Genomic DNA, 24,931 nt, shown 5'->3' on the forward strand with positions numbered 1-24,931 from the left:
GCGGGTTAATTTGCGCTCGTTCGTATTTTGGATATACCATATTCCGCGTAATTTTGATAGGCCCATATGGATGCGCCCATCCAGAAACCGCTTGCCAGATAGCCGGCCAGCACGTCGCTCGGATAATGAACGCCCAAATAGATGCGGCTGATTCCGATCGCCAGAATAAACGCGCAGGCGGCAAGAATGAGCAGCGTCCGCCCCCACCAGACGGGGATGTGCTTCCATAACAGAAAGGCGAGCATGCCGTACAAACTGAACGCGCCCATCGAATGGCCGCTCGGAAAGCCGAAGCCGCTCTCCGGGATGAGCCGGTGAATCGTCGGCCGTTCGCGGTGGAACAACGTTTTTAACACGACATTCAGCGCTTCGGAGCCGGCCAGAACGAACACGAACAGGATCAGTTCCTTGCGTTGCTTCAGTACAAAGAAGAGAAACAGCATAATAGCGATCGTAATGGCGACGACCGGTTCCCCGGATCCGATGGTCGTAATAAACTTCATGACGCCGGTCATGCCGGGCGACTCCATGCCCTGCCAGAAATCGGCGACGGCCCGGTCGAATGCGCCGATCTTCCGGTTGCAGACCATCGCAGCCACCGCTCCGAAGCCGACCGCGCAGAATATGCTGAGCTGGAAGGAGCGGTTTGACCAAGTTGTCAGTTTCATTTTCGATCTTCTCCTTGCCCTTAATGCGTTCCAAGGATGGCTTGCAGCCACCTTCGCTTTTTATTTAACGGAATGAGCGGCCGATGGACCGCTGCCGAACCGGCGCCCAAGTCGGACAAGACTTGGGTTGCGATCGCGCTCGCCGCGTCGGCGGCGGAATAAAGGGAGACATGGCTTTGACGGCTCTCCGATGTCCGCGTCTGCGCCAGCCATTCGTCCGTTTGCCGCTTTAGCTGCTCCAGATCGTTCGCGATCGTTAGCATGCCCTTGCTCGCCCAGTATTTCGCATTTCCGCTCTCCTGGCCGGGAATCGGCCGATACGTAATGACAGGCAGCCCGAGCGACACGGCCTCGGTCAAGGTGATGCCGCCGGCTTTGGAGATCATGCAGAAGGACTTTGCCATCAGGCGCTCGATGCGCTCGACAAAACCGAATACGCGCACCCTCGGTTCGCCGGCGAACAACCGCCGCATGCGGTCTTCCAACGCCCCGTTTTTGCCGCAGACGAGCAGCACCGAATAGTCTTCCGACTCGAGCAAGGCGCTTGCCATCTTCCCGACCTCCGCCGACACGCCGTAGGCCCCCGCCATCAGGAGGACGAATTTCGCCGTGCGGCCGGCCCCGTCCCCGTTCCCCTCCGCTTCCGCCGGTGCGGGGGCGCGGAATCGGGAACGAATCGGGATGCCGCTGACGCTAATGCGCTCCGGAGCGAACCCGGCGCCGGCCAGATCCGCCTTCAGCTCTTCCGTGGCGACGAAGTATCGGTCCGTCTCCCGATGCAGCCATCGGCTGTGAAGCACGTAATCCGTCAGCACCGTATAGGTCGGAATCCGGCATCCGGTCTGTTCGCGCACATGGGACATCGTCAGCAGCGGAAACGTCTGGATGACGGCGTCGGGTCTCTCTTCGTTGAGCGTCCGGATGAGCCTGTCCGCCCCCAAGGAGTGCAGCCACCGGCCGATCGCCGACGTCGACCGGATCCGGTCGGTCAGCTCGTAGCCCCATCCGTACGCCTTCGGATACTGTGAAGTGCTCAGGTAATAAACGGACTGCGACCACCGGTTCAGCGCCGGGTACGCTTCCGCGAAAGGATCGTACAGCGCGGCTTCGGCGGCTCCTTGCTCCTCGAATTGCTGCTTCAGCGCCTGGGCGACCTGATAATGCCCGTCTCCGAACTTGGCATAAAGAATGAGAATTTTGCGCGCCTCCTTCATCATTAGCCCCCCTCAATAAACAAAATGAAACGCAACGCCTACGGACATGCCGAAGATCGCGCCGCCGAGCACTTCCACCGGACGATGGCCGAGAAGCTCCTTGAGCGGCTGGCGTTCCGGGTCGCAGGCGGCGGGCAGATGTTCCTTGAGCGCCTCCACAATCCGGTTGATCGCGCCGGCCTGGATGCCCGCGTGCCTTCGGATGCCAGCCGCGTCGTACATCGTGATGGCGCACACGACCACGGCGATCGCAAAGCCGGCGGAGCCGAACCCGCGCTCGAGTCCGACCGCGGTCGCCAGCGCAGCGACGGCGGCGGAATGGGAGCTCGGCATGCCGCCCGTTCCGAACGCCAAGGCGGGGTTCCATCGGCCGCGGAGCAACCAGACCAACGGCACCTTCGCGCCTTGCGCCAGCACGATGGCCGCAAGCGCCGATACGAGCGGATAGTTTGATAAAATCGTCATGAACGCATGCTCCTTACCGAATCTGAATTCGTTGCCGCGACCCCATGACTTAATGTACAGGAAAAAAATAAAACACCCGTGAACTCCTTCTTAAATGATTCTTAAGTGAAGGAGCGCCGGATGCCTTTCGGTTCAGATGCCAGCATTCAAGCGTAAATTTCGATATTCTAAACGAGCGAGTTTCTCCAGTCCACCCTCTTCGCTCGTGACTTAACCGGAATTTTCGCGCCGCGGCAAGCGAACCGCCGTCTCGCGCCTCCGGAAGAGCAGAAAATAACCGAAAAGCGAAGCGAAAAGAAAGGCGCAAAGCAGAAACGGAACCGTATCGCCATACCGCTCGGCCAGCCAGCCTCCGAGCACGGGGCCGGCCATGACGCCCGCGCCTTCGATGGCCGAGATGAGACCCCATCCGGTTCCTTGCGATTGCTCCGGAACGTGGTCGGCCAGCATGGCGTTCCAGGCGGGAAGCAGCGCCGCGTAAGCTCCGCCCAGCACGATCGCCAGAAGTTCGGCCTGCAGGAACGTTTGGGCGTGCACGATGCCGAAGAGCGCGAGCGCGAAGAGGCCGAACCCGCCGATGAGAAACGTCCTCCCTCCGTGAGCGTCCGTCAGCTTGCCCATCGGGATCATGAGCCCGACGGCAGCGGCGCCGCCCGTTACGAGTACCGCGGACAGTTGCGAATGGCTGAACCCGAAATGATGGGCGGCGAACGGAGACAAGAGCGGCATGAGCATGGATCCCGCCGTCGTCTGGACGAGAATAATGACGAACAGGACGCCCATCCGCCTGATCCGACCGACAAGCTCCTTTCCTTGTTCCTTCCAAGTCGGCGATGCCGCCGCTTCCGCGGCCGGATTCGTCCGGACGAGCAGGGAGACGAAGCAGGCGACGGCGGTCACGCCGAGCAGGATGGCGAAGGCGAACGAATAGCCGCGGTCGAGCGCAAAATTGATCATCACGGGGCCGAGTCCGAGCCCGGCCATCCAGAACAAATAGAGCGTGCCCATCCGTTCGGCCCTTCTCGCCTTGCCGACCTGCGCGATGCTGACGAGCCACATCGGCGAACCGCCGATTCCGATCATCGCGGAGGCCGCGTATAGCGCCCACGGGTCGCGCGCCTCTACAAACAAGCCGAGGCCTGCCGCCGTCAACATCCAACCGGCGACGAGGACAAGCCGCGCGGGAAGCCGGTCCAGCGCGTAACCGATCGCCAATTTGCAGACGCTGTCCGCCAAATAATGAACGGACACGGCCGCTCCGATCGCCGACAGCGAAAATTGCAGCCGGTCCCCTGCATAGGAAGGCATGAAGGACACGACGAAAGCGCCGCGTACGAATTCGATCGCGAACAAGATGGACAAGCGGATCCAGAATCCGTCCCTGACGCCGGTACGGCGCCGTGCGGAGCGAATCGACAGTTCCGTTGGACGCATCGTTTTTTCCTCCTCCGGTACGCCGCCGGTTAAGGCGGCGCTTAGGATCAGGATACAAGCAAAATGTAAAGCGCTTATGAAAACTCTCTTAACTAAAAATGAACTGACCGAATTCCATTGGAGGTATTGCAGATGATCATGGCCAATTTCCGGAAAACCGCCCTCTTGATCCCGATTTTGCGTCATCGTCGTGGAGGAGAACCATTCCTACCGGGAAATCGTCGGCAACCGCGACGCTCCCTATATGAACCAGCTTATCCAAAAAGGCGCCAGCTTGAACAACCATTACGCGATTGATTATTTCAGGGTTCGGCGATAGAATGATGAAGTTATCTTGACTCAGGAAGGAACATCGCCCAATGCCGTCCGCCCCTTCGACAACCGCGTCGTCTCCGCCGATGGCGCCGGTTTTTCCGCTCATCGTCGGCATGCTGGCCATTTCGTTTGCGCCGATTCTTGTACGGTACTCGAACGCGCCGGTGTCCGTGCAGGGGATGTACCGGATGCTCTTTACCGTCGCGCTCATGCTGCCGTTCGGCGCCAAGCAGCTCGGCTCCGTTCGCAAGATTTCGGTCAAAGATTGGCTGCTCCTTGGAGCGGCCGGCTTCTTTTTGGCTTTGCATTTTTTGCTGTGGATGGCATCTCTCAGCTATACCTCGATCGCCAGCTCGACGATCATTCTGTCGCTTGAGCCCGTCTTCGTCATGATCGGCGCCTTCTTCTTGTTCAAGGACCGGTTGAACAGACGGGGGGTGATCGGCATGGCGATCGCGTTCGCCGGCGTCGTTCTCGTCGGTTCCGCCGATTCGGGCGTGTCGCGCTCCGCCGTGCTCGGGGACTCGCTCTCGTTGCTGGGGACGCTCGCAATCGTCTTCAACATGCTGATCGCCAAGCGGATTCTCACCCGCGTTCCTTCTTACTTGTACAGCCTGATCGTGTTCGCGGTCACCTTCTTCTGCTTCTGGGCCTACAATCTCGTCTGCGGCATCTCCGTCACCGATTACCCGCCGCGGGAATGGCTCGTGTTCGCGCTGCTCGCCGTCGTGCCTACCGTGTTCGGGCATATGATTTTCAACTGGCTGCTGCAATACGTGAAGCCGACGACGATCTCCATGACGGTGCTCGCGGAACCGATCGGCTCCAGTCTGCTGGGCATGCTGCTGTTCCGTGAGATGATCGGCGGCTTGCAGTTGACCGGCGGCGCGTTTGTCATTCTGGGCCTCATCCTCTACATGAGAGCGGAATCGTCGCCCGCGTCCCGTTCGTCGCCGAAGAAGCCGGGGAAGACGGATACGGTCGCCTCCTGAACGGGCAAAAAATCGCCGTTGCGCGGACTTCGCGGCAAGTCCGGGCGACGGCAATTTTTGTTATGGCGGAGGCTTCCGAACGATCGAATCGTCCTCCTCCGTCAACGGCCAGAACGGATAATTGACCGGAAGGCGGCTCGCTTCGTCGAGCCGGGACCCCTCCTCCGCGGTCAATTCGATGCTTCTGGCTTCAAGATTGTCCAAAAAAATGAGTGATTACTCGCTTTACAAATTCGGAGCCTCGATGTATGATCATTTCGCAACCTAAAAAATGAGTGATTACTTACTTCTTCAGGAGCGTGAACGCCCATGACTTCAGACCTCGTTGCCCCGAAGCCGCCCGTCGTCGAAATCGACGGCCTGACCCGTTCCTTCGGCGGCCGCACCGTGCTGGACGGCATCACGCTGCGCATCGGGCGCGGCGAGCTGTTCGGCCTTCTCGGCCCGTCCGGTTCCGGCAAGACGACGCTGATCAAGCTGCTGACCGGCATGGACAAGGCGGATTCCGGCACGGTCCGGATGCTCGGCGAACGGCTGCCGAAGCTGGCCATGATGCACCGGTTCGGCTATATGGCACAAGCCGACGCGCTGTACAACGAGCTGACCGCGCGCGAGAATCTCCTCTTCTTCGCCTCGCTGTACGGGCTGGCCGGCAGCCGCCGCAACGAGCGAATCCGCGCGGCGATGGGCGTCGTCGATTTGCTCGATCATCTGAACAAGCCGGTGGCCGCTTATTCCGGCGGCATGAAGCGGCGGTTGTCGCTTGCGATCGCGCTGCTCCACGAGCCGGAGCTGCTCGTGCTGGACGAACCGACGGTCGGCATCGATCCGGCGCTCCGCCAATCGATCTGGAAGGAGCTGCTCGCTCTGCGTCAAGCCGGCACGACGATCGTACTGACGACGCACGTCATGGACGAAGCCGACAAGTGCGACCGCATCGGCCTCCTTCGCGACGGGCGGCTGACCGCGGTCGACTCGCCGGAAGCGCTCAAAGCGCGCAGCGGCGCGCAAACGATCGAGGAAGCGTTCATCGCGCTCGGCGGAGGTGTCCGGACATGAGAACGCGCGCGCTCGCCCTGCGGATCATCCGCCAATTCGTCCGCGACAAACGGACGCTGGCGTTGCTGTTCCTCGCCCCTTTGCTCGTCCTGACGCTGATGAACTTCGTCTTCAACGGCCAGTCGGTGAAGCTGCATATCGGCGCCGTGTCGCTGCCCGAACCGATCGAGTCGCGGCTGGAACGGGCCGACGCCGACATCGTCCCTTATTCAAGCATGGATGAGGCCGAAGACGCGCTGCGAGACGGCAAGTTGGACGCCATTGTGTCCATCGACCATGGCGCCCCCTCTCTTCTGCTTGAAGGCAGCGACCCGTCCGTCAGCCGCAGCGTGCTCGTCGTCCTGCAGAAAGCGCTGCAAGCCGAAGCCCCGAACGCGCCCCAGCTGCGCGTCTCCTACTTGCACGGCGAGGAGGGCCTGACTTCGTTCGATTCGTTCGGACCCGTGCTGATCGGCTTTTTCTCGTTCTTCTTCGTGTTCCTGCTTGCGGGCGTCGCCTTCCTTCGCGAACGGACGACCGGCACGCTTGAGCGCCTGCTGGCGACGCCGATCCGGCGCTCCGAGATCGTCGGCGGCTATTTGACCGGCTTCGGGCTGTTCACGCTGCTCCAGGCCGCCCTCATCGCCGTTTATTCGATTTACGTGCTCGGTATGTATATGGACGGCTCCATCTGGCTTGTCCTGCTGATGAACCTGCTGCTCACGCTCACCGCGCTGACGCTTGGCACGCTGCTGTCTTCGTATGCGACGACCGAATTCCAGATCATTCAATTCATTCCGCTCGTCATCGTGCCCCAGGTGTTCTTCTCCGGCTTGTTCAACCTGGACGCCATGAACCCGTGGCTGCAGAAGCTGAGCTATATAATGCCGCTCTACTATGGCGCCGACGCGATGCGCGGCATTATGATCCGCGGCGAAGGCTTCGCCGACATCCGGACCGACGTCTGCATTCTGCTCGGCTTCTCGGTTGCGTTCGCCCTTCTGAACGTTGTAGCATTGAAGAAACAAAGAGCCATTTGACGGCAACGATCGATGCAAGGAGTTGGAACCGTGACGGAAGGCATGGAGCCGTGGCTGAAGGAACTGCTCGAAGCGGGTGCAGACGGCAAGAAAGTAACGGAGAAGCAGTCCCGCATCGTCCGGGCGGCCATCGAAATGTTTGCGGAGAAAGGCTACGCCGCCTCTTCGACGAGCGAGATCGCGCAGCGCGCGGGCGTCGCGGAAGGAACGATTTTCCGCCATTACAAAACGAAGAAAGACCTGCTGCTCGCGATCGCTACGCCCGCGCTGGCCCGCTTGATCGCTCCGTTCGTCATGCGGGAATTCCGCGGCGTCCTGAACGCGGACTACAAGAGCTTCGACCAATTTTTGCGCGCGCTGATCGAGAACCGGGTCGCCTTCGTTCGCCAAAACAAAAGCCTGTTCAAAATTCTCGTGCAGGAGCTCCCGTTCCATGAAGACCTCCAGCAGCAATTCCGCGAGGCGATTTTGCCTCTCGTGATGGAGCGGGTGGAGCGCATTCTGAACCGATTCAAAGCGGAAGGCAAACTTCGCGACCTGCCGAATTTGACGATTCTCCGATTGACCGCATCGGCCATCTTCGGCTACATGATCGGCCACACCTGGAGCGCCTCGCGGCAAGAGAACGTCTGGAACGACGAAGCGGAGCGCGAGGCGACCATCGAATTTCTGGTTAGAGGCTTAACGTAACAGAAGCCGTCGATCCCTTACGCTTAAGCGTCGTGTCTGCAAAAAAGGCGGTCCCGCCTGCAGACGCGGCGCTTTTTGCGTTTTTCCGATATGCCGAAAAATACCGAAAGATCAGAACCTTTGTCGAACCTCTTGAATTCTACTATCTGATATATTAAATATATTTATGTAATACAATTATATCTTTGATTTCGGATACTCCCCTGAAGGAGGTGAGACGACAGCAAGTCCGGTTTGCTTACTTTCCATCCCAAATGAGGTGATCCGATTGTTTCGAAAGCTAACGATGGCATCTATGGTACTCGCCTTGCTCTGTTCGCCCGCGCCCGCATTCGGCGCATCCGCCGCGCAGACCGAAGGGAACCACCAAAGCACGATCCAATGGCCAAAAAAGCAAGCGCTTCCAACGTTCGCGCGAGCCGAGCATTTGGACGTCGCCAATGTGCATGATGCGCCCGGAGACGTCAAGCTGCTCATGACGACCCTTCAAGGCATCGTCAACCGCGAGAAGCCGCGCATCTACCTCGTTCAGAACGAGAACGATCCGTGGTTCGAGGACATGACGATTCCGCATACGTTCTACGACAACTACATGGATATTTTCGCGAAATACAAAAAGGAAATCAAAGGCGTCATCGTCTACGATCCGCTCGTTCCGGATTCCATCAACGTCGCGACGACGCTGGCGGGACTCAAGGACGCCGTCGTCGTAAGCCCGGAATGGGCTGCGACGCTCACGTCCGCCCCCTACGGCTTGAAAATCGTCGAGGATTTGCGGGGCAAGTTCCAAAACAAAATGGACGCTTACACGTGGCAATATGAAAACCTGTGGAGCCGGACGACCCACCGGATGCTGATCGGGCTCAGTCCGAACACGTCCATTCCGATTCCTCCGGGCATTCCGGATACGTTCGATACGATCGCCCAAGAGACCCGGCAAATTCGCGACGCCAGCAACCGGGGCGTCTACGAATACGATCTGTCGCCGTATTTGGGTCAAGAAGCGGTCTACGTCCGGTTAGACGACGCCTTCCCGCAGGACGGCTGGGGACCGGCCGTGCACGCGATCACCGTGACCGCCGACGGCCAGACGATCGCCCAGTTCGACACGAATACGCCAGAAGAAGAAGCGTATCTCTACGACCGGCAAGGTTCCAAAGCGCTGCCCGGGGCCGACCACCGGTTCGCGGACAACGGCAACTACTTCGTCTACGAGTTCAAGCCGCCGGCCGGCGCGAAGCAATTGACGATCTCGATTGAAATGTGGAACCAGTTCAAAGTGTCCGTCGGCAACGTCCGTCCGCTCTCTTCGGAGGAGAAGGAGCCTTTCGGCTACTTGCGCGATTACGCCGTCGCGAACAAGGCGATGGTGTTCTGGCTCTCGACCGACGTGCCGGAGCAGAGAGCGCTCTTCGAGCAAATTCTCGCCGATGTCGAGCCCGGAACGCCCTATCTGGGCTGGTTCAGCAACGACTTCGAAGGCGAAGCCGCCTCCGTCGACCTGCTCTCCGCCCATAGCGTCTTCACGCTGGCCGCCGATTGGTTCCACAACATGACCGTATTGTCGGGCACGAGGCCGGTGAACGTTCCGGAACGCAAGCCGGCCAAGCCGAAGCTGCAGAACAAAATCTACGTCACCTTCACGTTCGGCGAAGGCGACAACCTGCAGTACGACGAGAACCATATGCGGGAAGTGCTGTGGGAGGACCCGGCGCGCGGGAAAGTGCCGATCAACTGGACGTCCAGTCCGCTGCTCTACGATGCGGCGCCCTCGATTTTGAACTATTACCGCCAGACGGCGACCGAGAACGACCTGCTGGTAGCGGGACCGTCCGGAGCCGGCTACTTCAGCCCGCATCCGTGGCCGGAGACGACATTCCCGGATTTCCTGAAGAGCGGCTACCGGTATTTGAAGGATACCGGTATGACCATCCCGATGGTCATCAACCGGGAAGTGACCCAGGACGTGCCGCTCTCCGAAGACGAAGCCGCCGCTTACGGGAAGGATTACAAAGTACCCGGCATTCTGCTGGCCGGCAACAAATTCGGGATCGACATCGTCGGCGGCGTTCCCGTCTCGAATCAGCGCGGCATCGGAACGGTCCAGGACGGCAAGGACGTCCTGGCAGAGGCGAAGGCGGGATGGGACGGCCAGTCGCCGCTGTTCCTCTCCGTCGGGGTCAACGCTTGGGGCATGAGGCCTTCGGACGTATTGGCCATCGCCGAGTCCCTCGGTCCGGAGTACGAGGTCGTCACGGCGGATACGTATTTTGCGCTTGTCCGCAAGGCATACGGGTTAAGCAAATGAAAAAAGCCGGGGCGACCGATCATCCGACAAGGACGGGGCTGCCCCGGCTTTTTTCACGATAAAATCTGCCTCTACCCGAGCGGAATCCGGTACTCCGAATTCAGTTCGACGATGTTCTCGCCCTGCATGTACACCCACTTGAACTCGAACCGATCGCCCTTGTATCCGGTGCGCTTGCGAATGTCCGGTTCGATGACGCTGGCGAAATGGTCGCGGATCGTTCGCTCCATCTCCCGGAGCCTCCGCTCGTTCTCCGCGTTCAGGCGGGCGGCTTCCTCGTCGGTGTCGGCCGATTGCCGGTAGTAGGTTTGTCCGATGACCTCATGCGGCGTGCCCGGCTCGAACGGAAATCCGGAGCTCCGGAAAATTTCCTTCACCGTCTCGATCCAATCTTCATATAAATTCATCTTGATTTCGCTCATCGCGCCGCCCCTCTTCCGTCTCGATCGGCGGTTCCGGACGCTATTCCTTCAAATGGTACGGAACCGTGGCCACGACGACATCCTTCCGGTTGAACAGGAACGCCCGCAGCATCAGACTCGTCTGGTTGTGCAGAATGTTCTGCCACCAATGCTTGGGAAAGAACTGCGGAATCAGAACCGTCAGATGATCCGTCTCGGCCGTCTTCCATTCTACCGTATCGATGAATTTGATTAAAGGCCCGATGACGCTCCGGTAGCTCGACTTCAGCACAATCAGCCGAACGCCGGGGTTCCACTCCTCCCACTTGCGCTCCATCTTGTCGATGTCTTCCTCGCTAAAGCCGACGTATACGGCAACCACATTGTCCGTCAACGACTTCGCGTAGCCGAGCGAATGCATGACGACGCGGGTGACGCCGGCAACCGGAACGACGATCGTGCTGCCCTTCACTTCGGGTTTTTCCTTGTCGATGCAGATCCTGAGGTTCTCCGCGACGTTGCGGTAATGCCGGTTGATTTTGAAGAACATCAAAATAACGACCGGAAGGAACAGGAACACCATCCATACCTGGTTAAACTTCGTAAAGATGAAGATCAGCGTGATGACGAGCGTCGTCAGCATCCCGACCGTGTTGACGGCGAGCTTCACCAGCCAGCCGGAAGGCTTCCTCCGGATCCAGCGGACCATCATGCCGAGCTGCGACAGCGTGAACGGAATGAACACGCCGACCGCGTACAGCGGGATCAAATTTTCCGTATCTCCATGGAAGACGATGACGAGCAGCGCCGACAGTGCTCCGAGGAACAGGATGCCGTTGGAAAATCCGAGCCGATCGCCGCGAACCATAAACATATGCGGCATGTATTTGTCCTTGGCCAGCATGTAGGCGAGCAGCGGGAACGCCGAGTAAGCCGTATTGGCGGCCAGGAACAGGATCAAGGCGGTCACGCCTTGAATGATGTAATAGATCGTGCCCCTGCCGAACGTAGCCGCCGCGATTTGAAGCCGACGTAATCGCGTCAGTGCCGGCGGAGGAGCTGACCGCCACCGTCAGAATGTAATCGACCAGCAGCGAGCCTCCGGCAAGAAGACCCGTCGATACGCCGAGGTTCTCCTTCGCGACGATATACGCGCCGCCGCCCGCAGGATAAGCATAGATCGTTTGCCGGTAAGACAGAATGAGAACGAGCAGCAGACCGAGAACCGCAAGCGAGATCGGAATCGAGTACCAGACGGCGGCGAAGCCGGCCGCCATGAGGACGAGAAGAATTTGTTCGGTGCCGTAGGCGACCGACGACAGCGCGTCCGAAGACAGGACGGCGAGCGCCTTCAGCTTGGACAGCTTCTCTCCTTCGAGCTGCGTGCTCTTCATCGGGCGGCCGATCACATACCTTTTAAGCCTGCTGTACATAGAAGTTCCCCTTTTCTTTCCATCCGGTTTATCTCTTCGATGCTTCAATCGGCATACTGAAAAAGCCGCAGGGAAGATGTATCTTCCCGCGGCTTTCCGAACCCTCGCGAGAGGTTCGCGAAATCGCGACAAATCCTTCCATCGGACGCTTACGAGGTTAGCTGACGGATTTGGACGCGAAAGTCGCCCTACACTCGGCCGCTGCCGAACGATTCACCCCGGAGACCGGCATCGGACAAGCCGTCTCGTTGGTTCCCCCGCTTCTGCTTACAGAATTCAGCGATCAAAAGGTATTATTCCTTAAATTGCGCATTTGAATCTTACTCCCTCGCCGAATGTTCTGTAAAGGAGGCTAAACGGTCAAAAGTTAACGATTGGCCGGCAAGCGAACATCCATAAGCGCTTACATGCGGTTGTTGCTTTTCCTTTAATCGTTTATCGCCCGCAAGCTTCGATTCTCTTCGATATCGGCTGCGTTCCGTCGGGCCGAACCGCAATAAAGCCGCGGATCGCGTTCTGCGCTGTCCGCGGCTTTTTGTTTATTTTCTTTTTACGCTCCCCTTCGCCTTGATCCGTCCGTAGGAGCGCGCATAGCGCAGCACCTTGCGAACGACGGATTTGTCCGGCAGCTTGCGGAAAATGTACGGATCGGGCCGGGTGTTCACTTCGAGAACCCACGGATCGAAGCGGCTGTCCATCCCGACGTCGACTCCGATCTCCCGAATGCCGGGGAACCGGCGCTGCAGCACCTTCGCGATCTTGACTCCCTTGCGCTTCAAGGATCCGATCTGCCCCTTGATGCCGTCCCGGCTCAAATACGGCTTCAGCAGCGTCTCCAGCGGCATCGGCGTGCCGCCGCTGTGGTAGTTGGTGACGACTTTGCCCTTGGCGGCGACTCGGCCGATGACACCGGTCGCTTCCCACTTCTTTTGCAGATTTTTCTGAACCATGACCCGGATGTCGAAGCTTCTCCCGTTATGCTTCAGCAGCGGAATGCCCCGTTGAACCAAGTAGGATTTGCCCTTCTTCATGCGGGACAAAGCGCCATACATCCGGTCAAACGACTCGTAAACCCGCCGCGCGGTCCCGAACCTGAGCTCCCAGCTACCGTCCGCGAGGCGGGCCGTTCGCATGACGCCGACGCCGAACGTGCCGAATTCGGGCTTCACATAGACGGTGTCGTACTTACGCAGCATGACCCGCAGCCTCTGTTTGGTCAGCTTTGCCGTTTCCGGCACCCAACGCTTCGTCTCGGCTTCGCCGAGGAGCGGAAGCGTTTTTCTCCATTTGCTGCCGATATAGGACGAACTCATCGCCTTGGTCTCCTCCACCCGGTTAATAGTGCGGAATAGTCCAACTTATGAGCGTCCAAACCGTCCGGCAACGGCAGCCGTCCACGCCCGGCCCGTCATTTGAGCGGTTTGTGAAGGAAGGCGAGCCCGATCCGGGCGGGTGCGCCGCCGATCGCCGCCCGACCGCAGCCGAGAAGCTTCAGCCCCCGTGCCGCAACCGGATGGAGACGAGCTTCAGCTCGGTCATCTCTTCGACCGCGTAACGGACGCCTTCCCGGCCGATGCCGCTCTCCTTCACGCCGCCATACGGCATTTGATCGACCCGGAACGTCGGAAAATCGTTGATCATGACGCCCCCCACTTCCAGCTTGTCGGCGGCCCGCATGGCGGCGTTCAGATCGTTCGTGTACAGCCCGGCCTGCAGACCGTAACGCGAACGGTTGACTTGCGCGATCGCGTCGTCCAGCGAGGCGAACGGCTCCATGCAGACAATGGGACCGAACACTTCCCTGCAGGAGACCGGCTCGTCCTCGGGGACGTTCGTCAGCACCGTCGGGGCGAAGATCGTCTCCGACAGCGCTTCTCCGCCGAGTGCGACCCGGGCGCCTCGCCTTACAGCGCTCTCCGTCCATTCCTTCATTCGGGCGACTTCCTTCGCATGGATCAAGGCGGAGAAATCCGTCTCCTCACGCTCCGGATCGCCGATGACCAGCCGCGCGGCTTCCTGCGCGAACCGCTCGACGAACGCCTCGTATTTGCTCTCATGCACGTACATCCGCTGGATCGAGATGCACACTTGCCCGCTGAACGAATAAGCGCCCGCAACGCAGCGTGCGACGAGCGAATCCGTCAGCTCGACCGTGCCGTCGATCAGCAGCGCGGAATTGGACCCGAGCTCCAGCGTGACCCGCTTCAACCCCGCCTTGTTGCGCATGGCGATGCCGACTTCGGGACTGCCCGTGAACGACAGGGCCTTCACCCGCGGGTCGCGAACGATCGCTTCGCCCACGACCGCGCCCGCTCCCGGCACGACATTGAGCGCTCCCGCCGGCAGCCCCGCTTCCGCGAACAGCTCGGCTATTGCCAGCGCGGCGAGCGGCGTCTGGCCCGCAGGCTTCAGTACGATCGTATTGCCCGCCGCGATCGCCGGTCCCACCTTATGGGCCACCAGGTTAAACGGGAAGTTGAACGGCGTGATCGCACCCACGACCCCCAGCGGCTTGCGGACCGTATAGGCGATCCGGCCTTCGCCGCCCGGCGCCGCGTCCATCGGAACGGTCTCACCGTGAATCCGGCTCGCTTCCATCGCGGCGAACTTGTACGTCTGCGCCGTTCGCGCGATCTCGGCGCGCGCCGTCTTCAGCGGCTTGGCCGCCTCCAGGGCGAGCAGGCGCGCCAGTTCCTCGCCGCGTTCTTCGATCGACCTCGCAACGCGGTCCAGAATCGCCGTTCGCTCGTGCGCCGGCATCGCGGCCATCGCACCGAACGCCCGCTCGGCCGCCGCGATCGCCTCCTCCGTCTCACGCTCCCCGGCCTGCGCCACCTCCGCGATCGGCCGGCCGGAATACGGCGATTTCAGCTCCGTGTAGGCCTGCCCTTTTCTCCATTGCCCGTCTATCCACAATTCCCGCCTCATGCGTTGCATCCTTCCTCTCTGCATCCTTATCTCTTCTAGCATAAGCCGGAAGCCTGCCAAAGGCAAAAAAATAAACCCGCGCCAAATGCGGGTTTTGCTGCGACAAGCCTCGTCCTATTTCGAAGGGGCTTTGTACTTCTTCTGCAGAGGAGACAAATGCTTCATCGTGCGGAGCATCGGACCTTTGCATAACGGACATACTTGCCCCGGGGTGGCGAACTCTTCCCTGACCCACGCCTTGCAGTCGCTGTTTTTGCATTTGAGGATTTTGACGACGGTTAATTTCGGTTTGGCGTCATCGTTCACAGCCACTTTCACTAACATTCCTTTCGATCGTATCTTCAGACAGCAGCCGAATTAATATATTACGATCGGAGGGTGCTAGTCAAGCAGGAAAAGCGTTGCGTCAGTGTCAAACCATTGCGGGCAGTCCATTGCTTGTGGATAAATCGCTTGGCAGACGATGATTTTGTTTATGCAAAGCTAGCGAACTAGACGAGCTTCCAAACCAGGAAGGCGATCATCCCCCAAATGACGAGGCTGATCGCCGTTCCCCACAGACAGCCCTTCGCGAAGTTCGGATCGTTCATTTCCCGCACCTTCTCGGGCAAACGATTGCGTGTCCGGTTTGCCCTGCTCTGCGCCACACCCGAGAACCATTCTATCCTATCAGTATGTCGCGCGGCGCGGGAAAATAAACGCAAACTCGCGGCTTGTCCTGCTTTTTTTCGTTAACCGAGCGTGCGCTCGCCCGGCTTCCAGTTGACCGGGCACAGACCGCCGGATTGCAGCGCTTGAAGAATGCGGAGCGTCTCGTCGACGCTGCGGCCGACGTTCATGTCGGTTACGACCTGGTAACGCAGGATGCCTTCCGGATCGATGATGAACAGTCCGCGATGCGCGGCGCCGGAGGCGTCGTCCAGAATGCCGTAGGCATGCGCAGTCTCCTTCGTGAAGTCGGAAGCGATCGGGAAGCGGATGTCACCGATGCCGTTCTGCTCGACCGGCGTCTGAATCCAGGCGCGGTGCGTATAGACGCTGTCGACGGAAGCGCCGACGATCTCGCAGTCCAGGTTTTTGAACTGCTCGTAGCTGTCGCTGAAGCCGCGGATTTCCGTCGGGCAGACGAAGGTGAAGTCGTACGGCCAGAAGAACAGCACCAGCCATTTGCCGCGGTAATCCTCGAGGGACACCGTCTCCTCCAGCGTTTCGATGTTCTTCGTGGACGGCAGCTTGAACGACGGGGCGGGCAGTCCGACTTTGGCGAAAGGATAAGCGTTCGTTTGTTGAATGGTCATGTTGGAAAACCTCCTGGTGTGAATGGGATTGAGTTTAGGCTTGCAATTCGGCTACGGCGCGCGTCAGCTGCGCTTGGTTGAAGCCGAGAATTTTGACGTCTCCGATGACGGTGACCGGAACGGAGCGCATGCCGGAATTCCACAGCTCCTCGGCGAATTTCTCGTCGGCGTCGATGTTGCGCTCTTCATAGGCGACGCCTTGATCGGCGAGGAAAGCTTTCACTTGCTTGCAATAATTGCAATGCGTGCTGGTGTACACGATGACGGGCCCGGCTTGGGACATCGTTGTGGCCTCCTTTATCGTTGTTCAATTAAACCGTTACTTCCGACTTGGAAGCTTCCGCCGCTTCCAGGAACCGCTCGCAGTCCAGCGCGGCCATGCAGCCCGTTCCGGCGGCGCTGATCGCCTGGCGGTAACGGCTGTCCTGAACGTCGCCGCAAGCGAACACGCCGGGAACGTTCGTCTCGGTCGTGCCGGGCTTGACGACCAGATAGCCGTGGGAATCGGTCGTCAATTGGCCGTTCAAGAACTTCGTGTTCGGCGTATGGCCGATGGCCACGAACACGCCTTGCGCTTCGACGAGCTCTTCTTCGCCGGTTTCGTTGTTCCGCACTTTCAGGCCTTTCACGCCGGCTTCGTCCGCGACCACTTCAAGCGGCGTGCGGTTCAGCGCCCAGCTGATCTTGGCGTTGCTGCGCGCTCTCTCCTGCATGATCTTGGAGGCGCGAAGCTCATTGCGCCGGTTGACGAGCACGACTTCCGACGCGAACCGGGTCAGGAAGCTTGCTTCCTCCATCGCGGAGTCCCCGCCTCCGACGACAATGATCTTTTTGCCGCGGAAGAAGAACCCGTCGCAGGTCGCGCAAGTGCTGACGCCGCGTCCGACGTTCTCTTTCTCCCCGGGGATGCCCAGATATTTGGCCGACGCTCCGGTCGAGAAGATGAGCGACTCCGCCTGCAGCTCGCCTAGGCCTTCCACTTGCAACGTGAACGGGCGCTTGGACAGGTCGACCTCGTTCACCCATCCGGTCTTGAATTCGGCTCCGAACCGTTCGGCTTGCTTGCGCATATTGGCCATCAATTCCGGACCGAGAATGCCTTCCGGGAAGCCGGGAAAATTCTCGACCTCGGTCGTCGTCGTCAATTGCCCGCCCGGTTCCGGACCTTCGATCACGAGCGGATTCAGGTTCGCTCTCGCGAGATAGATGGCCGCCGTCAGCCCGGCGGGGCCGGTGCCGACGATAATCGTTTTGCGCATCTTCCGTCACTCCTTTTTTATATTTAGATTTAGTTTAAATCCTTGCGACAAAAAAATCATACCATCGATGCAGCCCGGCTGCATGAAGGTATGATGAAGGGTTCGTGAAGATTTCATGAAGCGGATCATTCCGCAATCCGGTAACCGACGCCGCGAACGGTCGCGATGTAGGACGGGTTTTTCGGATCGTCCCCGAGCTTCTGCCGAAGGCTCTTGATATGGACGTCGATCGAATTACTGCCTCCGAAATACGAATCGCCCCATATTGCTTCCATAATGGCCTGGCGCGTCAGGACGCCTTCGGACGTTAGAAGCACGAGCAGCAAATCGTACTCGGTCTTGGTCAGATCGACTCTGGCCCCGCCTTTGAACACCAGCATCCGCTTGACGTCGATCTCGATATCCTTCAGCCGCAAGCGTTCGGCGCTCTCCGGCGCGGAGGGCTTGCTCTGGCCGGCCAGCTCTTCGATCTTGGCGACGGCCTCTTCGAGACCGGAGGGCCAGACGAGCGTATGGCCGTCAGCCGGAATGGCCGTCGTCTTGTCGCCGACAAGATACAGAAACTCCGACGTCGCGCTCGCTTCGAAGGGAAGCCGATCCTCCGTCCCCCAAGTTTGGTCGACAATAATGAGGTCGTTCTGAAGCAGCGGAAGAATCGGCTCCTTCGCATGGTGGAACATGAGCACGTCGTAGCAGCGCGCCATCAGTTCGGACACCAGCTGCTGGAGCTGCGCCGGGAACGGACTGATGACGACGATCCGGCGCGTCGTATCGCAGAAAGCCCCTTCCATGAACGGCGTCGCAGCCCCGTTTATTGCACGGCTTTGTTGTTCGACGTTCTGCATTCGGCGCACACTCCTTTGAACAGCAGTTGCTCCTCCGTAATGGAGTAGCCCGTCTCGGCTTCGATCTGCCGCAGCCAGTCCTTCGGAATCTCCGTCATCACTTCGTCGACGCGCCCGCACGAGGTGCAGACGATATGCTGATGATCCTCCATCCGCGCATCGTAGCGGCTGGCGTCTCCTTCCAGCTTCAGCTCGCGAATGAGGCCCTGATCGGTCAAGTAGCGAAGCGAATTGTACACGGTCGCATAGGCCACCGTCTGCCCCTGAAGCTTCAGCCGGTCGATAATATCCGACGCAGTCGGATGATCGCTGGCTTCGCTGACGATATCGAGAATGAGCTTCCGCTGCGCCGTAAGTCCGATGCGAGACATGAGGCTCCCCTCCCTTTATTTAGACTTAGTTTAAATTTAGATCTTGCAAGGCGGATTGTCAAGGAGGGGAAAAAATTTATATCAGATAGCGCAAATAGACGTAAACGCTGGAAATGACAATCGACAGCAGCATTAGCGGAAAACCGAACTTCAAAAAACGAATGAAGGAGATCGGGTAGCCTTCCTTGCCTGCGAGCCCTGCGACGATGAGGTTCGCGCTGGCGCCGATGAGCGCGCCGTTCCCGCCGAGACAAGCGCCGAGCGCCAGGCTCCACCAGAGCGGCTCGAGGTCGCCGAAGCCGAGCGCCCCGATCTCCTGAATCATCGGGATCATCGTGGCGACGAACGGAATGTTGTCGAGAAAAGCGGAGGCGATGGCGCTCAACCACAAAATGAGCATCGACGTCGCGAACGGGTCGCCCCCCGTCCAATCGATCGCCCGCTTCGCCAGGTCGGCGATGACGCCCGTCTCGACCAGGCCGGAGACGAGAACGAACAAGCCGACGAAGAAGAAGATCGTCGACCATTCCACCTTGGCGAGCGCCCGCTCCATAGAGTGCTCGCCGGTGAGCAGCAGCAGGAGGAACGCGCCCGCAAGCGCCACCGTGGCCGACTCCAGATGCAGCCATTGGTGAGTGAAGAAGCCCACGATCGTCAGCCCCAGCACGACCAGCGATTGAATGAGCAGCTTGCGATTCGTAATGAGCTGCTTCTCGTCCATCTCCATGATGCCGCGGATGTCCTCTTCCTTCGCGCGCAGCGATTTCCGGAACATCAGCATAAACAGACCGATATAGACGATCATGATGACAAGAACGATCGGCGCCAAATTCGCGAGAAAAGCGTTGAACGTCAGTTCCTTGACCGCGCTGCCGATCATGATGTTCGGCGGATCGCCGATCAGCGTCGCGGTTCCCCCTACGTTGGACGAGATGACCTGGGTCAACAGGAAGGGGATGGGATTCACCTTCAGCTGGCGTGTAATGCTGAACGTGACGGGCACCATAAGAAGAACGGTCGTCACGTTGTCGAGAAAGGCTGAGCCGACGGCCGTAATCACCGCAAGCGCAATGAGAATGCGGATCGGCATCCCTTTGGCCTTCTTCGCGGCGGCGATCGCCATGTAGTTGAACAGTCCCGTCTCGGCCGTAATGCCGACGATGATCATCATGCCGACGAGCAGCCCGAGCGTGTTGAAGTCGATATGGTGCACGGCCGTCTCCTGGTCGACGATGCCGAACCCGACCATGAGCGCAGCTCCGATCATGGCGACGGTTGTCCGGTGGATTTTCTCGGAGATGATCAGTCCGTAAATGACAAGAAAAATAACGATCGCCCAAACGGCTTGTTGCTCCATCCTTGGCTCCTCCCCCGAAACTCTTCTATATGTGTGCCCCAAAATACGGCCGGGAACCCGAAAAAGACAAAAAGAAGCCTGCGAATGACAGGCTCCTCCGATCATTGCTTATGAAGTTTTGACGCGCGTCTAGTTCTAGATTTTACACGATTTTCCGCGGGTGATCAAGATGTGCCGAATCGCTGCCGGTAGCCGCATTTCCGGCACAATTCCTCCACCACTTCGCGCCGGGAAAAACCGTCGTACAGCCGTCTCGCGCGTTCGCCTTCGAGAATTTCGCCGAACGGCTTGTCGTGGATGTTGCCCAGATTGATGACGCCCTCTCCGTCCAGGCAGCACGGCACGACCGTGCCGTCCACGAGCACGCCCGCCTGGTTGCGGAGCGCATGGCAAAATCCTTTGCCCTCGTACTCCCGCTCGGTCAGCTTCGGCCATCGGAACTCGTGGTCCTGGTTCAAATAAATGCGCTCCGCAAGCTTCAGGCCTTTGCCCCTCTCGAATCGCTCTTCAATCTTGTAATCGAGCCCGAATTCCCGCTCGAGAATGCTCAGCACTTCCCGGTTGCGCCGACGCTGCACGTTCGTCGCATTGTCTTCCGTCAGATTCCACAGACGCAGCGAGATCAGCACGCCGTGCTCCTGCGCGGCTTCTTTGGCGAACGCCAGCACGCCCGTCACATAGCCTTCCTTGTCCGTCGAGCCTGCATGCCCGTCGAAGCTGTGCAGGCTGAAGTTCATTTGCCTGAGCGCGGGCTTGCCGAGCAGCTTGTGCCGGTTCTTGTGAAGAAGCGTTCCGTTGGACGTAATATTGACTTTAAAACCCTTCTGCTGGCTGATGTCCAGCAATTGATCGATTTTCGGATGCAGCAGCGGTTCGCCCTTCACATGCAGGTAGATCGAGTCGGTATACGGCTTGATCTCGTCGAGAATGTGGCTGAAGCGTTCCGGCTGCAGGAACTGCGCCTGGCGCTTCGTCTCGGGACAGAAGCTGCAAGCCAGGTTGCAGACGCTCGTAATTTCGATGTAAAACTTCTTTAACGCTCTCATCAACGCGATACCCCCATGGCGGCTAGCCTATCTATTGTAGCAGAACCTCACCCGTTTCAATAGAGGAACCCTTGCGTGGGCTTCGTCGGTGCTTCATGCAATCTTCATCTTTTCTTCATCAAATCTTCATGATCGAATGGCGCACGGATGATAATATGTAATCAGATTTAGATTAAGTTTAAATTTAAATCAAACATTTGGGGAGGAACTGAAAATGAGCGCTATGAAAACCGTACTGAACAAGCAACTTGCGAATTGGATCGTCATGGAGATGAAGCTTCGCCATTTTCATTGGCATGTCAAAGGGCCGCACTTTTTTACGCTGCACGCGAAGTTTGAAGAGCTTTACAACGAAGCGGCGGAACATATCGACGTTCTGGCGGAACGCGTTCGCGCGCTCGGCGACGACGCGCTGACGACGCTGTCGGAAGCGTTGAAGCTGGCTTCCATTCAAGAAGAGGCTGCACCCCGCTCCGCCGAGCAAATGGTCGCCGCCGTCCGGCACGACTTCAGCCTCATGATCGACGAATTGCAGGCGGGCTTGTCCTACGCCGAATCGATCGGGGACGAAGCGAGCCACGATCTGCTGCTGGACATTCACGCCGGCTTGCAAAAGCACGTCTGGATGCTCGGCGCGTTCCTCGGCGAATAAGGCCAATTCGGTCGGCGCCAAGGACGATTCCGAACGGATCGGAGAATCCGGGGGATCGCCCTTTTTTTGCGTTCGCCAACGGTTGTCTTCCTTACGGTCCTTTGGTAAATAGCGGCATTATAGCAAAGGATCCAATCGCAAAAAGACCGCCGCGCGACGGGGAACCCGTTCGCGAGGCGGTCTGTGCGGCAAGCCGATCAAGCTTCGGCGGAGACTTCGTTAAACAGCTTTTGCTGGTATTTCGCAATGCTTGCGTATTCCTCTTCCAGCATCCGCGCCAGGCGGACGAAAATCGGCAGCAGCTCCCGGTAGACGGAAGCGGCCGCGGGATTCGGGACGTGCTCGTGCGTCGTACCGACCATCCGGGAGACGCGGGAGAAAGCGTCCGCGTCGCCGAAGGCGCGCATCCCGAGCACGACGGCGCCGAGGCACGAGCTCTCGAAGCTTTCCGGCACGACGACGCTTTGGTTGAAAATATCGGCCATCATCTGCCGCCACAGCGGCGACCGGGCGAAGCCGCCCGTCGCCTTGATCTGCGCAGGCACGCCCGTCGTCTCCTGCATCGCCAGCATGACCGTGTACAAGTTATAAATGACGCCTTCGAGCACCGCACGGATCATGTGCTCCTTCTGATGGTGAAGCGTAAGGCCGAAGAACGAGCCGCGGGCGTCCGGATTCCAGAGCGGAGCGCGTTCGCCCGTCAGATAGGGGTGGAAAATCAGGCCGTCGGCCCCCGGCCGCACCCGCTCGGCGATCCGGGTCAGCACGTCGTAAGGGCTGATGCCGAGCCGCTTGGCGGTCTCGGTCTCCGACGCGGCGAATTCGTCGCGCACCCAGCGGAAGATGACGCCGCCGTTGTTGACGGGACCGCCGACGACCCAATGGTCTTCGGTCAGGGCGTAGCAGAAGTAGCGCCCCTTCGGGTCGGTCGCCGGCCGGTGCGTGACGGTGCGGATCGCCCCGCTCGTCCCGATCGTCACTGCGACGACGCCCGGCTGGATGGCGTCAAGCCCCAGGTTCGACAGCACGCCGTCGCTCGCTCCGACGATGAACGGCGTCGAAGGCTTTAGCCCCATCTCGGCGGCATATGCGGCGTTCAGCCCGTCCAGCCGGTGCGTCGTGGGCACGAGCTCGGACAAGCGGTCGCGGGTCACGCCTGCGATGCGGAGCGCCTCTTCGTCCCAATCGAGCGATTGCAAATTCATCATCCCCGTCGCCGAAGCGATTGAATGATCGACGACGTAGCGGCCGAACAGCTTCTCGAGCACGTACTCCTTGATCGACACGAACTTGGCCGCCCGGGCGAACAAATCCGGGTGCTCGTGGCGAAGCCAGAGCAGCTTCGTGATCGGAGACATCGGATGGATGGGCGTTCCCGTCCGCAAATAGATCTCGTGGCCGCCCATTTCCCGCTTCAGCCGTTTGGCCCATTCGGCGCTTCGGTTGTCCGCCCACGTGATGCCGTTCATGAGCGGCTTGCCCGCCGCATCCACCGGGACGACGCTGTGCATCGCCGAGCTGCAGGAGACGAAGCGCACCTCTTCCGCCGCAACGCCGCCCTTCTCCATCGCTTGCCTGACCGAGCCGACGACCGCCGCCAGAATCTCGTCCGGGTTCTGTTCGGCAATTTGCGGCGTCGGGGTGTAGAGCGGATATTCGACGTTGCCGACGGAAGCGACGCTTCCGTCTTCACGGAACAGCACCGCCTTCGTGCTCGTCGTCCCGATGTCGATGCCTATCATGTAAGTATGCATGTTTTAATCAAAGCCTTTCGTCGCATGGTTTCTTTCTCTCCATTTTACATAAACGCGCTGACAATCAAAATGAGGATCAATCCCGCAACGGAGAGAAGCGTCTCCATCATCGTCCACGATTTCAACGTTTGCGGCACGCTCATGTTGAAGAACTCCTTCACCATCCAGAAGCCCGCGTCGTTCACGTGGGACAGAATGAGCGAACCCGCGCCCGTCGCCAGAACCACCAGCTCCACGTTCGCCCCCGGCGACATCGCCAGCACAGGCGCAACGATACCTGCGGACGTCGTCATCGCGACCGTTGCGGAACCTGTGGCGACGCGAATAAGCGCAGCGACCAGCCAAGCGAACAGAATGACGTTGATATGGGCGTTCGTCGCCAAATCCGCGATGGCCTGGCCGACGCCGCTGTCGATCAGCACTTGCTTGAACGCGCCGCCGCCGCCGATAATGAGCACGATGCCCGCGATCGGCGCGAGGGATTCCGACGTGAACTTGGAGATGTCTTCCTTGGTGAAGCCTCTCGCGAAGCCGAGCGAGAAGAACGAGAACACGACCGAGATGAGCAGCGCGATGACTTCGTGGCCGATAAATTCACAGAACCGCGTGAACCCGCTCGTCGCTTCCGGATCGGCGATGTTCGCGATGGAGCCGATCAGCATCAGGATGACCGGAAGCAGAATCGTAAACAGCGTAATGCCGAATCCGGGCAGCTCGCGCCCTTCCTTCATGGCGAATTGTTCCACCAGCTTCGGATCGGGTTCGGTTTGAACGCGCTTGCCGATGAACTTGCCGAACAGCGGACCTGCAAGGATGGCGACCGGAATGCCGATCAGAATCGAGTACAGAATCGTCTTGCCGAGATCGGCGCCGTACGCGTCGATCGCGATCATCGGCGCGGGATGGGGAGGCACGAGACCGTGCACGGTGCTCAGACCGGCCAGCACGGGAATGCCGATTTGCAGCAGCGGCATTTTCGTCTTGCGCGCGACGATGAAGACGATCGGGATCAGCAGGATGACGCCGACTTCGAAGAATACCGGGATGCCGACGAGAAACCCGACAATGACCATCGCCCAGTGCACTTTTTTGTCGCCGAATTTATCGATCAGCGTTCCCGCGATGCGCTCCGCGCCCCCCGATTCCGCCATCATCTTGCCGAGCATCGTGCCGAGGCCGATGACGATGGCGATCGTGCCGAGCGTTCCGCCCAGCCCTTTGGTGATGGAAGTGACCGTATCAGCCGGCTTCATTCCGGCCAGCAGCGCGAGCAGAATACAAGAGAGCAGCAGCGTGACGAACGGATTCCACTTGAATTTTGAGATGAACACGATCAGAAATACGATCGCGACGAGCGTCCAAATCAACAAGGTGGCCGTATGGCTAAGTCCAAAAATCGTATTCATGGAAACCTCCGATGATG

At 59.3% G+C, this 24,931-nt stretch carries 23 protein-coding genes, 1 pseudogene and 1 riboswitch; of the genes and pseudogenes, 6 read left to right on the forward strand and 18 right to left on the reverse strand.

What is annotated here, in order from left to right; translation table 11 throughout:
• Positions 1-5 precede the first annotated feature (5 nt).
• The 4 genes from G485_RS27725 to G485_RS27735 form a co-directional block, all read right to left on the reverse strand.
• Positions 6-668 carry a phosphatase PAP2 family protein gene (locus G485_RS27725; RefSeq protein ID WP_035157645.1) on the reverse strand — a complete coding sequence of 221 codons (663 nt, stop codon included), beginning with the start codon at positions 666-668 and terminating at the stop codon, positions 6-8.
• Between the two features lie 20 nt (positions 669-688).
• Positions 689-1,882: an MGDG synthase family glycosyltransferase gene (locus tag G485_RS27730; protein ID WP_051318476.1), complete on the reverse strand. Its 1,194-nt coding sequence runs from the start codon at positions 1,880-1,882 to the stop codon at positions 689-691.
• A 12-nt stretch (positions 1,883-1,894) separates the two neighbouring features.
• Positions 1,895-2,347 (reverse strand): divergent PAP2 family protein, encoded by a 453-nt coding sequence (locus tag G485_RS0121635; RefSeq protein WP_027094245.1) that lies wholly within the window; start codon positions 2,345-2,347, stop codon positions 1,895-1,897.
• A 210-nt stretch (positions 2,348-2,557) separates the two neighbouring features.
• Positions 2,558-3,781: an MFS transporter gene (locus tag G485_RS27735; protein WP_051318477.1), complete on the reverse strand. Its 1,224-nt coding sequence runs from the start codon at positions 3,779-3,781 to the stop codon at positions 2,558-2,560.
• Positions 3,782-4,140: 359 nt separating this feature from the next.
• Here G485_RS27735 and G485_RS27740 point away from each other — a divergent pair, with 359 nt between their 5' ends.
• The 5 genes from G485_RS27740 to G485_RS0121675 all read left to right on the forward strand — a co-directional run bounded on the left by G485_RS27740 (position 4,141) and on the right by G485_RS0121675 (position 10,164).
• Positions 4,141-5,088 carry a DMT family transporter gene (locus G485_RS27740; RefSeq protein ID WP_240489237.1) on the forward strand — a complete coding sequence of 316 codons (948 nt, stop codon included), beginning with the start codon at positions 4,141-4,143 and terminating at the stop codon, positions 5,086-5,088.
• A 309-nt stretch (positions 5,089-5,397) separates the two neighbouring features.
• The gene (locus G485_RS0121660) at positions 5,398-6,147 is read left to right on the forward strand and encodes an ABC transporter ATP-binding protein (protein WP_027094246.1); all 750 of its coding nucleotides are present in this window, start codon (positions 5,398-5,400) and stop codon (positions 6,145-6,147) included.
• Positions 6,144-7,166: an ABC transporter permease gene (locus tag G485_RS0121665; RefSeq protein ID WP_027094247.1), complete on the forward strand. Its 1,023-nt coding sequence runs from the start codon at positions 6,144-6,146 to the stop codon at positions 7,164-7,166. Before G485_RS0121660 ends, G485_RS0121665 begins: the two co-directional genes overlap by 4 nt.
• A gap of 30 nt (positions 7,167-7,196) precedes the next feature.
• Entirely contained in the window at positions 7,197-7,856 is a 660-nt protein-coding gene (locus G485_RS0121670; protein ID WP_027094248.1) for a TetR/AcrR family transcriptional regulator, read from the forward strand.
• A 286-nt stretch (positions 7,857-8,142) separates the two neighbouring features.
• Positions 8,143-10,164, forward strand: a complete 2,022-nt coding sequence (locus tag G485_RS0121675; protein WP_240489238.1) for a GxGYxYP domain-containing protein — start codon at positions 8,143-8,145, stop codon at positions 10,162-10,164.
• 71 nt (positions 10,165-10,235) lie between these two features.
• Here G485_RS0121675 and G485_RS0121680 read toward each other — a convergent pair whose 3' ends face one another.
• The 12 genes and pseudogenes from G485_RS0121680 to G485_RS0121740 all read right to left on the reverse strand — a co-directional run bounded on the left by G485_RS0121680 (position 10,236) and on the right by G485_RS0121740 (position 21,102).
• Positions 10,236-10,586, reverse strand: a complete 351-nt coding sequence (locus G485_RS0121680; protein ID WP_027094250.1) for a hypothetical protein — start codon at positions 10,584-10,586, stop codon at positions 10,236-10,238.
• 40 nt (positions 10,587-10,626) lie between these two features.
• A pseudogene (locus tag G485_RS27745) lies at positions 10,627-11,998 on the reverse strand (APC family permease).
• Positions 11,999-12,128: 130 nt separating this feature from the next.
• A riboswitch (cyclic di-AMP (ydaO/yuaA leader) is annotated at positions 12,129-12,290 on the reverse strand.
• Positions 12,291-12,537: 247 nt separating this feature from the next.
• Positions 12,538-13,311 carry a YheC/YheD family protein gene (locus G485_RS0121690; protein ID WP_027094251.1) on the reverse strand — a complete coding sequence of 258 codons (774 nt, stop codon included), beginning with the start codon at positions 13,309-13,311 and terminating at the stop codon, positions 12,538-12,540.
• A 178-nt stretch (positions 13,312-13,489) separates the two neighbouring features.
• Positions 13,490-14,926, reverse strand: coding sequence for an aldehyde dehydrogenase family protein (locus G485_RS0121695; protein WP_027094252.1), 1,437 nt, complete (start codon positions 14,924-14,926; stop codon positions 13,490-13,492).
• Positions 14,927-15,040: 114 nt separating this feature from the next.
• A complete protein-coding gene (locus G485_RS0121700; RefSeq protein ID WP_027094253.1) occupies positions 15,041-15,238 on the reverse strand; it encodes a cold-inducible protein YdjO-related protein in 198 nt (65 codons plus the stop codon).
• 419 nt (positions 15,239-15,657) lie between these two features.
• On the reverse strand, positions 15,658-16,224 hold the full coding sequence (locus G485_RS0121710) for a peroxiredoxin (protein WP_027094254.1): 567 nt from the start codon (positions 16,222-16,224) through the stop codon (positions 15,658-15,660).
• Between the two features lie 34 nt (positions 16,225-16,258).
• Complete coding sequence (locus G485_RS0121715) at positions 16,259-16,507, reverse strand: glutaredoxin family protein (RefSeq protein ID WP_027094255.1); 249 nt, start codon at positions 16,505-16,507, stop codon at positions 16,259-16,261.
• A gap of 28 nt (positions 16,508-16,535) precedes the next feature.
• Positions 16,536-17,483, reverse strand: a complete 948-nt coding sequence (gene trxB, locus G485_RS0121720; RefSeq protein ID WP_027094256.1) for a thioredoxin-disulfide reductase — start codon at positions 17,481-17,483, stop codon at positions 16,536-16,538.
• 125 nt (positions 17,484-17,608) lie between these two features.
• On the reverse strand, positions 17,609-18,328 hold the full coding sequence (locus tag G485_RS0121725) for a winged helix-turn-helix domain-containing protein (protein ID WP_027094257.1): 720 nt from the start codon (positions 18,326-18,328) through the stop codon (positions 17,609-17,611).
• A complete protein-coding gene (locus G485_RS0121730; RefSeq protein WP_027094258.1) occupies positions 18,295-18,699 on the reverse strand; it encodes a Fur family transcriptional regulator in 405 nt (134 codons plus the stop codon). Before G485_RS0121730 ends, G485_RS0121725 begins: the two co-directional genes overlap by 34 nt.
• 76 nt (positions 18,700-18,775) lie before the next feature.
• On the reverse strand, positions 18,776-20,056 hold the full coding sequence (locus G485_RS0121735; protein WP_027094259.1) for an ArsB/NhaD family transporter: 1,281 nt from the start codon (positions 20,054-20,056) through the stop codon (positions 18,776-18,778).
• Positions 20,057-20,220: 164 nt separating this feature from the next.
• Positions 20,221-21,102: a radical SAM/SPASM domain-containing protein gene (locus tag G485_RS0121740; protein WP_027094260.1), complete on the reverse strand. Its 882-nt coding sequence runs from the start codon at positions 21,100-21,102 to the stop codon at positions 20,221-20,223.
• 214 nt (positions 21,103-21,316) lie between these two features.
• Here G485_RS0121740 and G485_RS0121745 point away from each other — a divergent pair, with 214 nt between their 5' ends.
• A complete protein-coding gene (locus G485_RS0121745) occupies positions 21,317-21,754 on the forward strand; it encodes a Dps family protein (RefSeq protein ID WP_027094261.1) in 438 nt (145 codons plus the stop codon).
• A gap of 197 nt (positions 21,755-21,951) precedes the next feature.
• Here the strand turns inward: G485_RS0121745 and gntK are convergent, their stop codons facing one another.
• Positions 21,952-23,508 (reverse strand): gluconokinase, encoded by a 1,557-nt coding sequence (gntK, locus tag G485_RS0121750; RefSeq protein WP_027094262.1) that lies wholly within the window; start codon positions 23,506-23,508, stop codon positions 21,952-21,954.
• Between the two features lie 44 nt (positions 23,509-23,552).
• Positions 23,553-24,914, reverse strand: coding sequence for a GntP family permease (locus G485_RS0121755; RefSeq protein WP_027094263.1), 1,362 nt, complete (start codon positions 24,912-24,914; stop codon positions 23,553-23,555).
• Positions 24,915-24,931 lie beyond the last annotated feature (17 nt).

Source organism: Cohnella thermotolerans DSM 17683 (assembly GCF_000429825.1).
Taxonomy (GTDB): Bacteria; Bacillota; Bacilli; order Paenibacillales; family Paenibacillaceae; genus Cohnella; species Cohnella thermotolerans.

Excerpts from the sequence above, each read along its gene's own strand:
- G485_RS0121755 (WP_027094263.1), bottom strand. The coding sequence starts at position 24,914 with ATGAATACGATTTTTGGACTTAGCCATACGGCCACCTTGTTGATTTGG.
- G485_RS0121745 (WP_027094261.1), top strand. The coding sequence starts at position 21,317 with ATGAGCGCTATGAAAACCGTACTGAACAAGCAACTTGCGAATTGGATC.
- G485_RS0121680 (WP_027094250.1), bottom strand. The coding sequence starts at position 10,586 with ATGAGCGAAATCAAGATGAATTTATATGAAGATTGGATCGAGACGGTG.
- G485_RS27735 (WP_051318477.1), bottom strand. The coding sequence starts at position 3,781 with ATGCGTCCAACGGAACTGTCGATTCGCTCCGCACGGCGCCGTACCGGC.
- gntK (WP_027094262.1), bottom strand. The coding sequence starts at position 23,508 with ATGCATACTTACATGATAGGCATCGACATCGGGACGACGAGCACGAAG.
- G485_RS0121675 (WP_240489238.1), top strand. The coding sequence starts at position 8,143 with ATGGCATCTATGGTACTCGCCTTGCTCTGTTCGCCCGCGCCCGCATTC.
- G485_RS0121740 (WP_027094260.1), bottom strand. The coding sequence starts at position 21,102 with ATGAGAGCGTTAAAGAAGTTTTACATCGAAATTACGAGCGTCTGCAAC.
- G485_RS0121715 (WP_027094255.1), bottom strand. The coding sequence starts at position 16,507 with ATGTCCCAAGCCGGGCCCGTCATCGTGTACACCAGCACGCATTGCAAT.
- G485_RS0121690 (WP_027094251.1), bottom strand. The coding sequence starts at position 13,311 with ATGAGTTCGTCCTATATCGGCAGCAAATGGAGAAAAACGCTTCCGCTC.
- trxB (WP_027094256.1), bottom strand. The coding sequence starts at position 17,483 with ATGCGCAAAACGATTATCGTCGGCACCGGCCCCGCCGGGCTGACGGCG.
- G485_RS0121725 (WP_027094257.1), bottom strand. The coding sequence starts at position 18,328 with ATGCAGAACGTCGAACAACAAAGCCGTGCAATAAACGGGGCTGCGACG.
- G485_RS27740 (WP_240489237.1), top strand. The coding sequence starts at position 4,141 with ATGCCGTCCGCCCCTTCGACAACCGCGTCGTCTCCGCCGATGGCGCCG.
- G485_RS0121735 (WP_027094259.1), bottom strand. The coding sequence starts at position 20,056 with ATGGAGCAACAAGCCGTTTGGGCGATCGTTATTTTTCTTGTCATTTAC.
- G485_RS0121730 (WP_027094258.1), bottom strand. The coding sequence starts at position 18,699 with ATGTCTCGCATCGGACTTACGGCGCAGCGGAAGCTCATTCTCGATATC.
- G485_RS0121665 (WP_027094247.1), top strand. The coding sequence starts at position 6,144 with ATGAGAACGCGCGCGCTCGCCCTGCGGATCATCCGCCAATTCGTCCGC.
- G485_RS27730 (WP_051318476.1), bottom strand. The coding sequence starts at position 1,882 with ATGAAGGAGGCGCGCAAAATTCTCATTCTTTATGCCAAGTTCGGAGAC.
- G485_RS0121695 (WP_027094252.1), bottom strand. The coding sequence starts at position 14,926 with ATGAGGCGGGAATTGTGGATAGACGGGCAATGGAGAAAAGGGCAGGCC.
- G485_RS0121660 (WP_027094246.1), top strand. The coding sequence starts at position 5,398 with ATGACTTCAGACCTCGTTGCCCCGAAGCCGCCCGTCGTCGAAATCGAC.
- G485_RS0121710 (WP_027094254.1), bottom strand. The coding sequence starts at position 16,224 with ATGACCATTCAACAAACGAACGCTTATCCTTTCGCCAAAGTCGGACTG.
- G485_RS27725 (WP_035157645.1), bottom strand. The coding sequence starts at position 668 with ATGAAACTGACAACTTGGTCAAACCGCTCCTTCCAGCTCAGCATATTC.
- G485_RS0121635 (WP_027094245.1), bottom strand. The coding sequence starts at position 2,347 with ATGACGATTTTATCAAACTATCCGCTCGTATCGGCGCTTGCGGCCATC.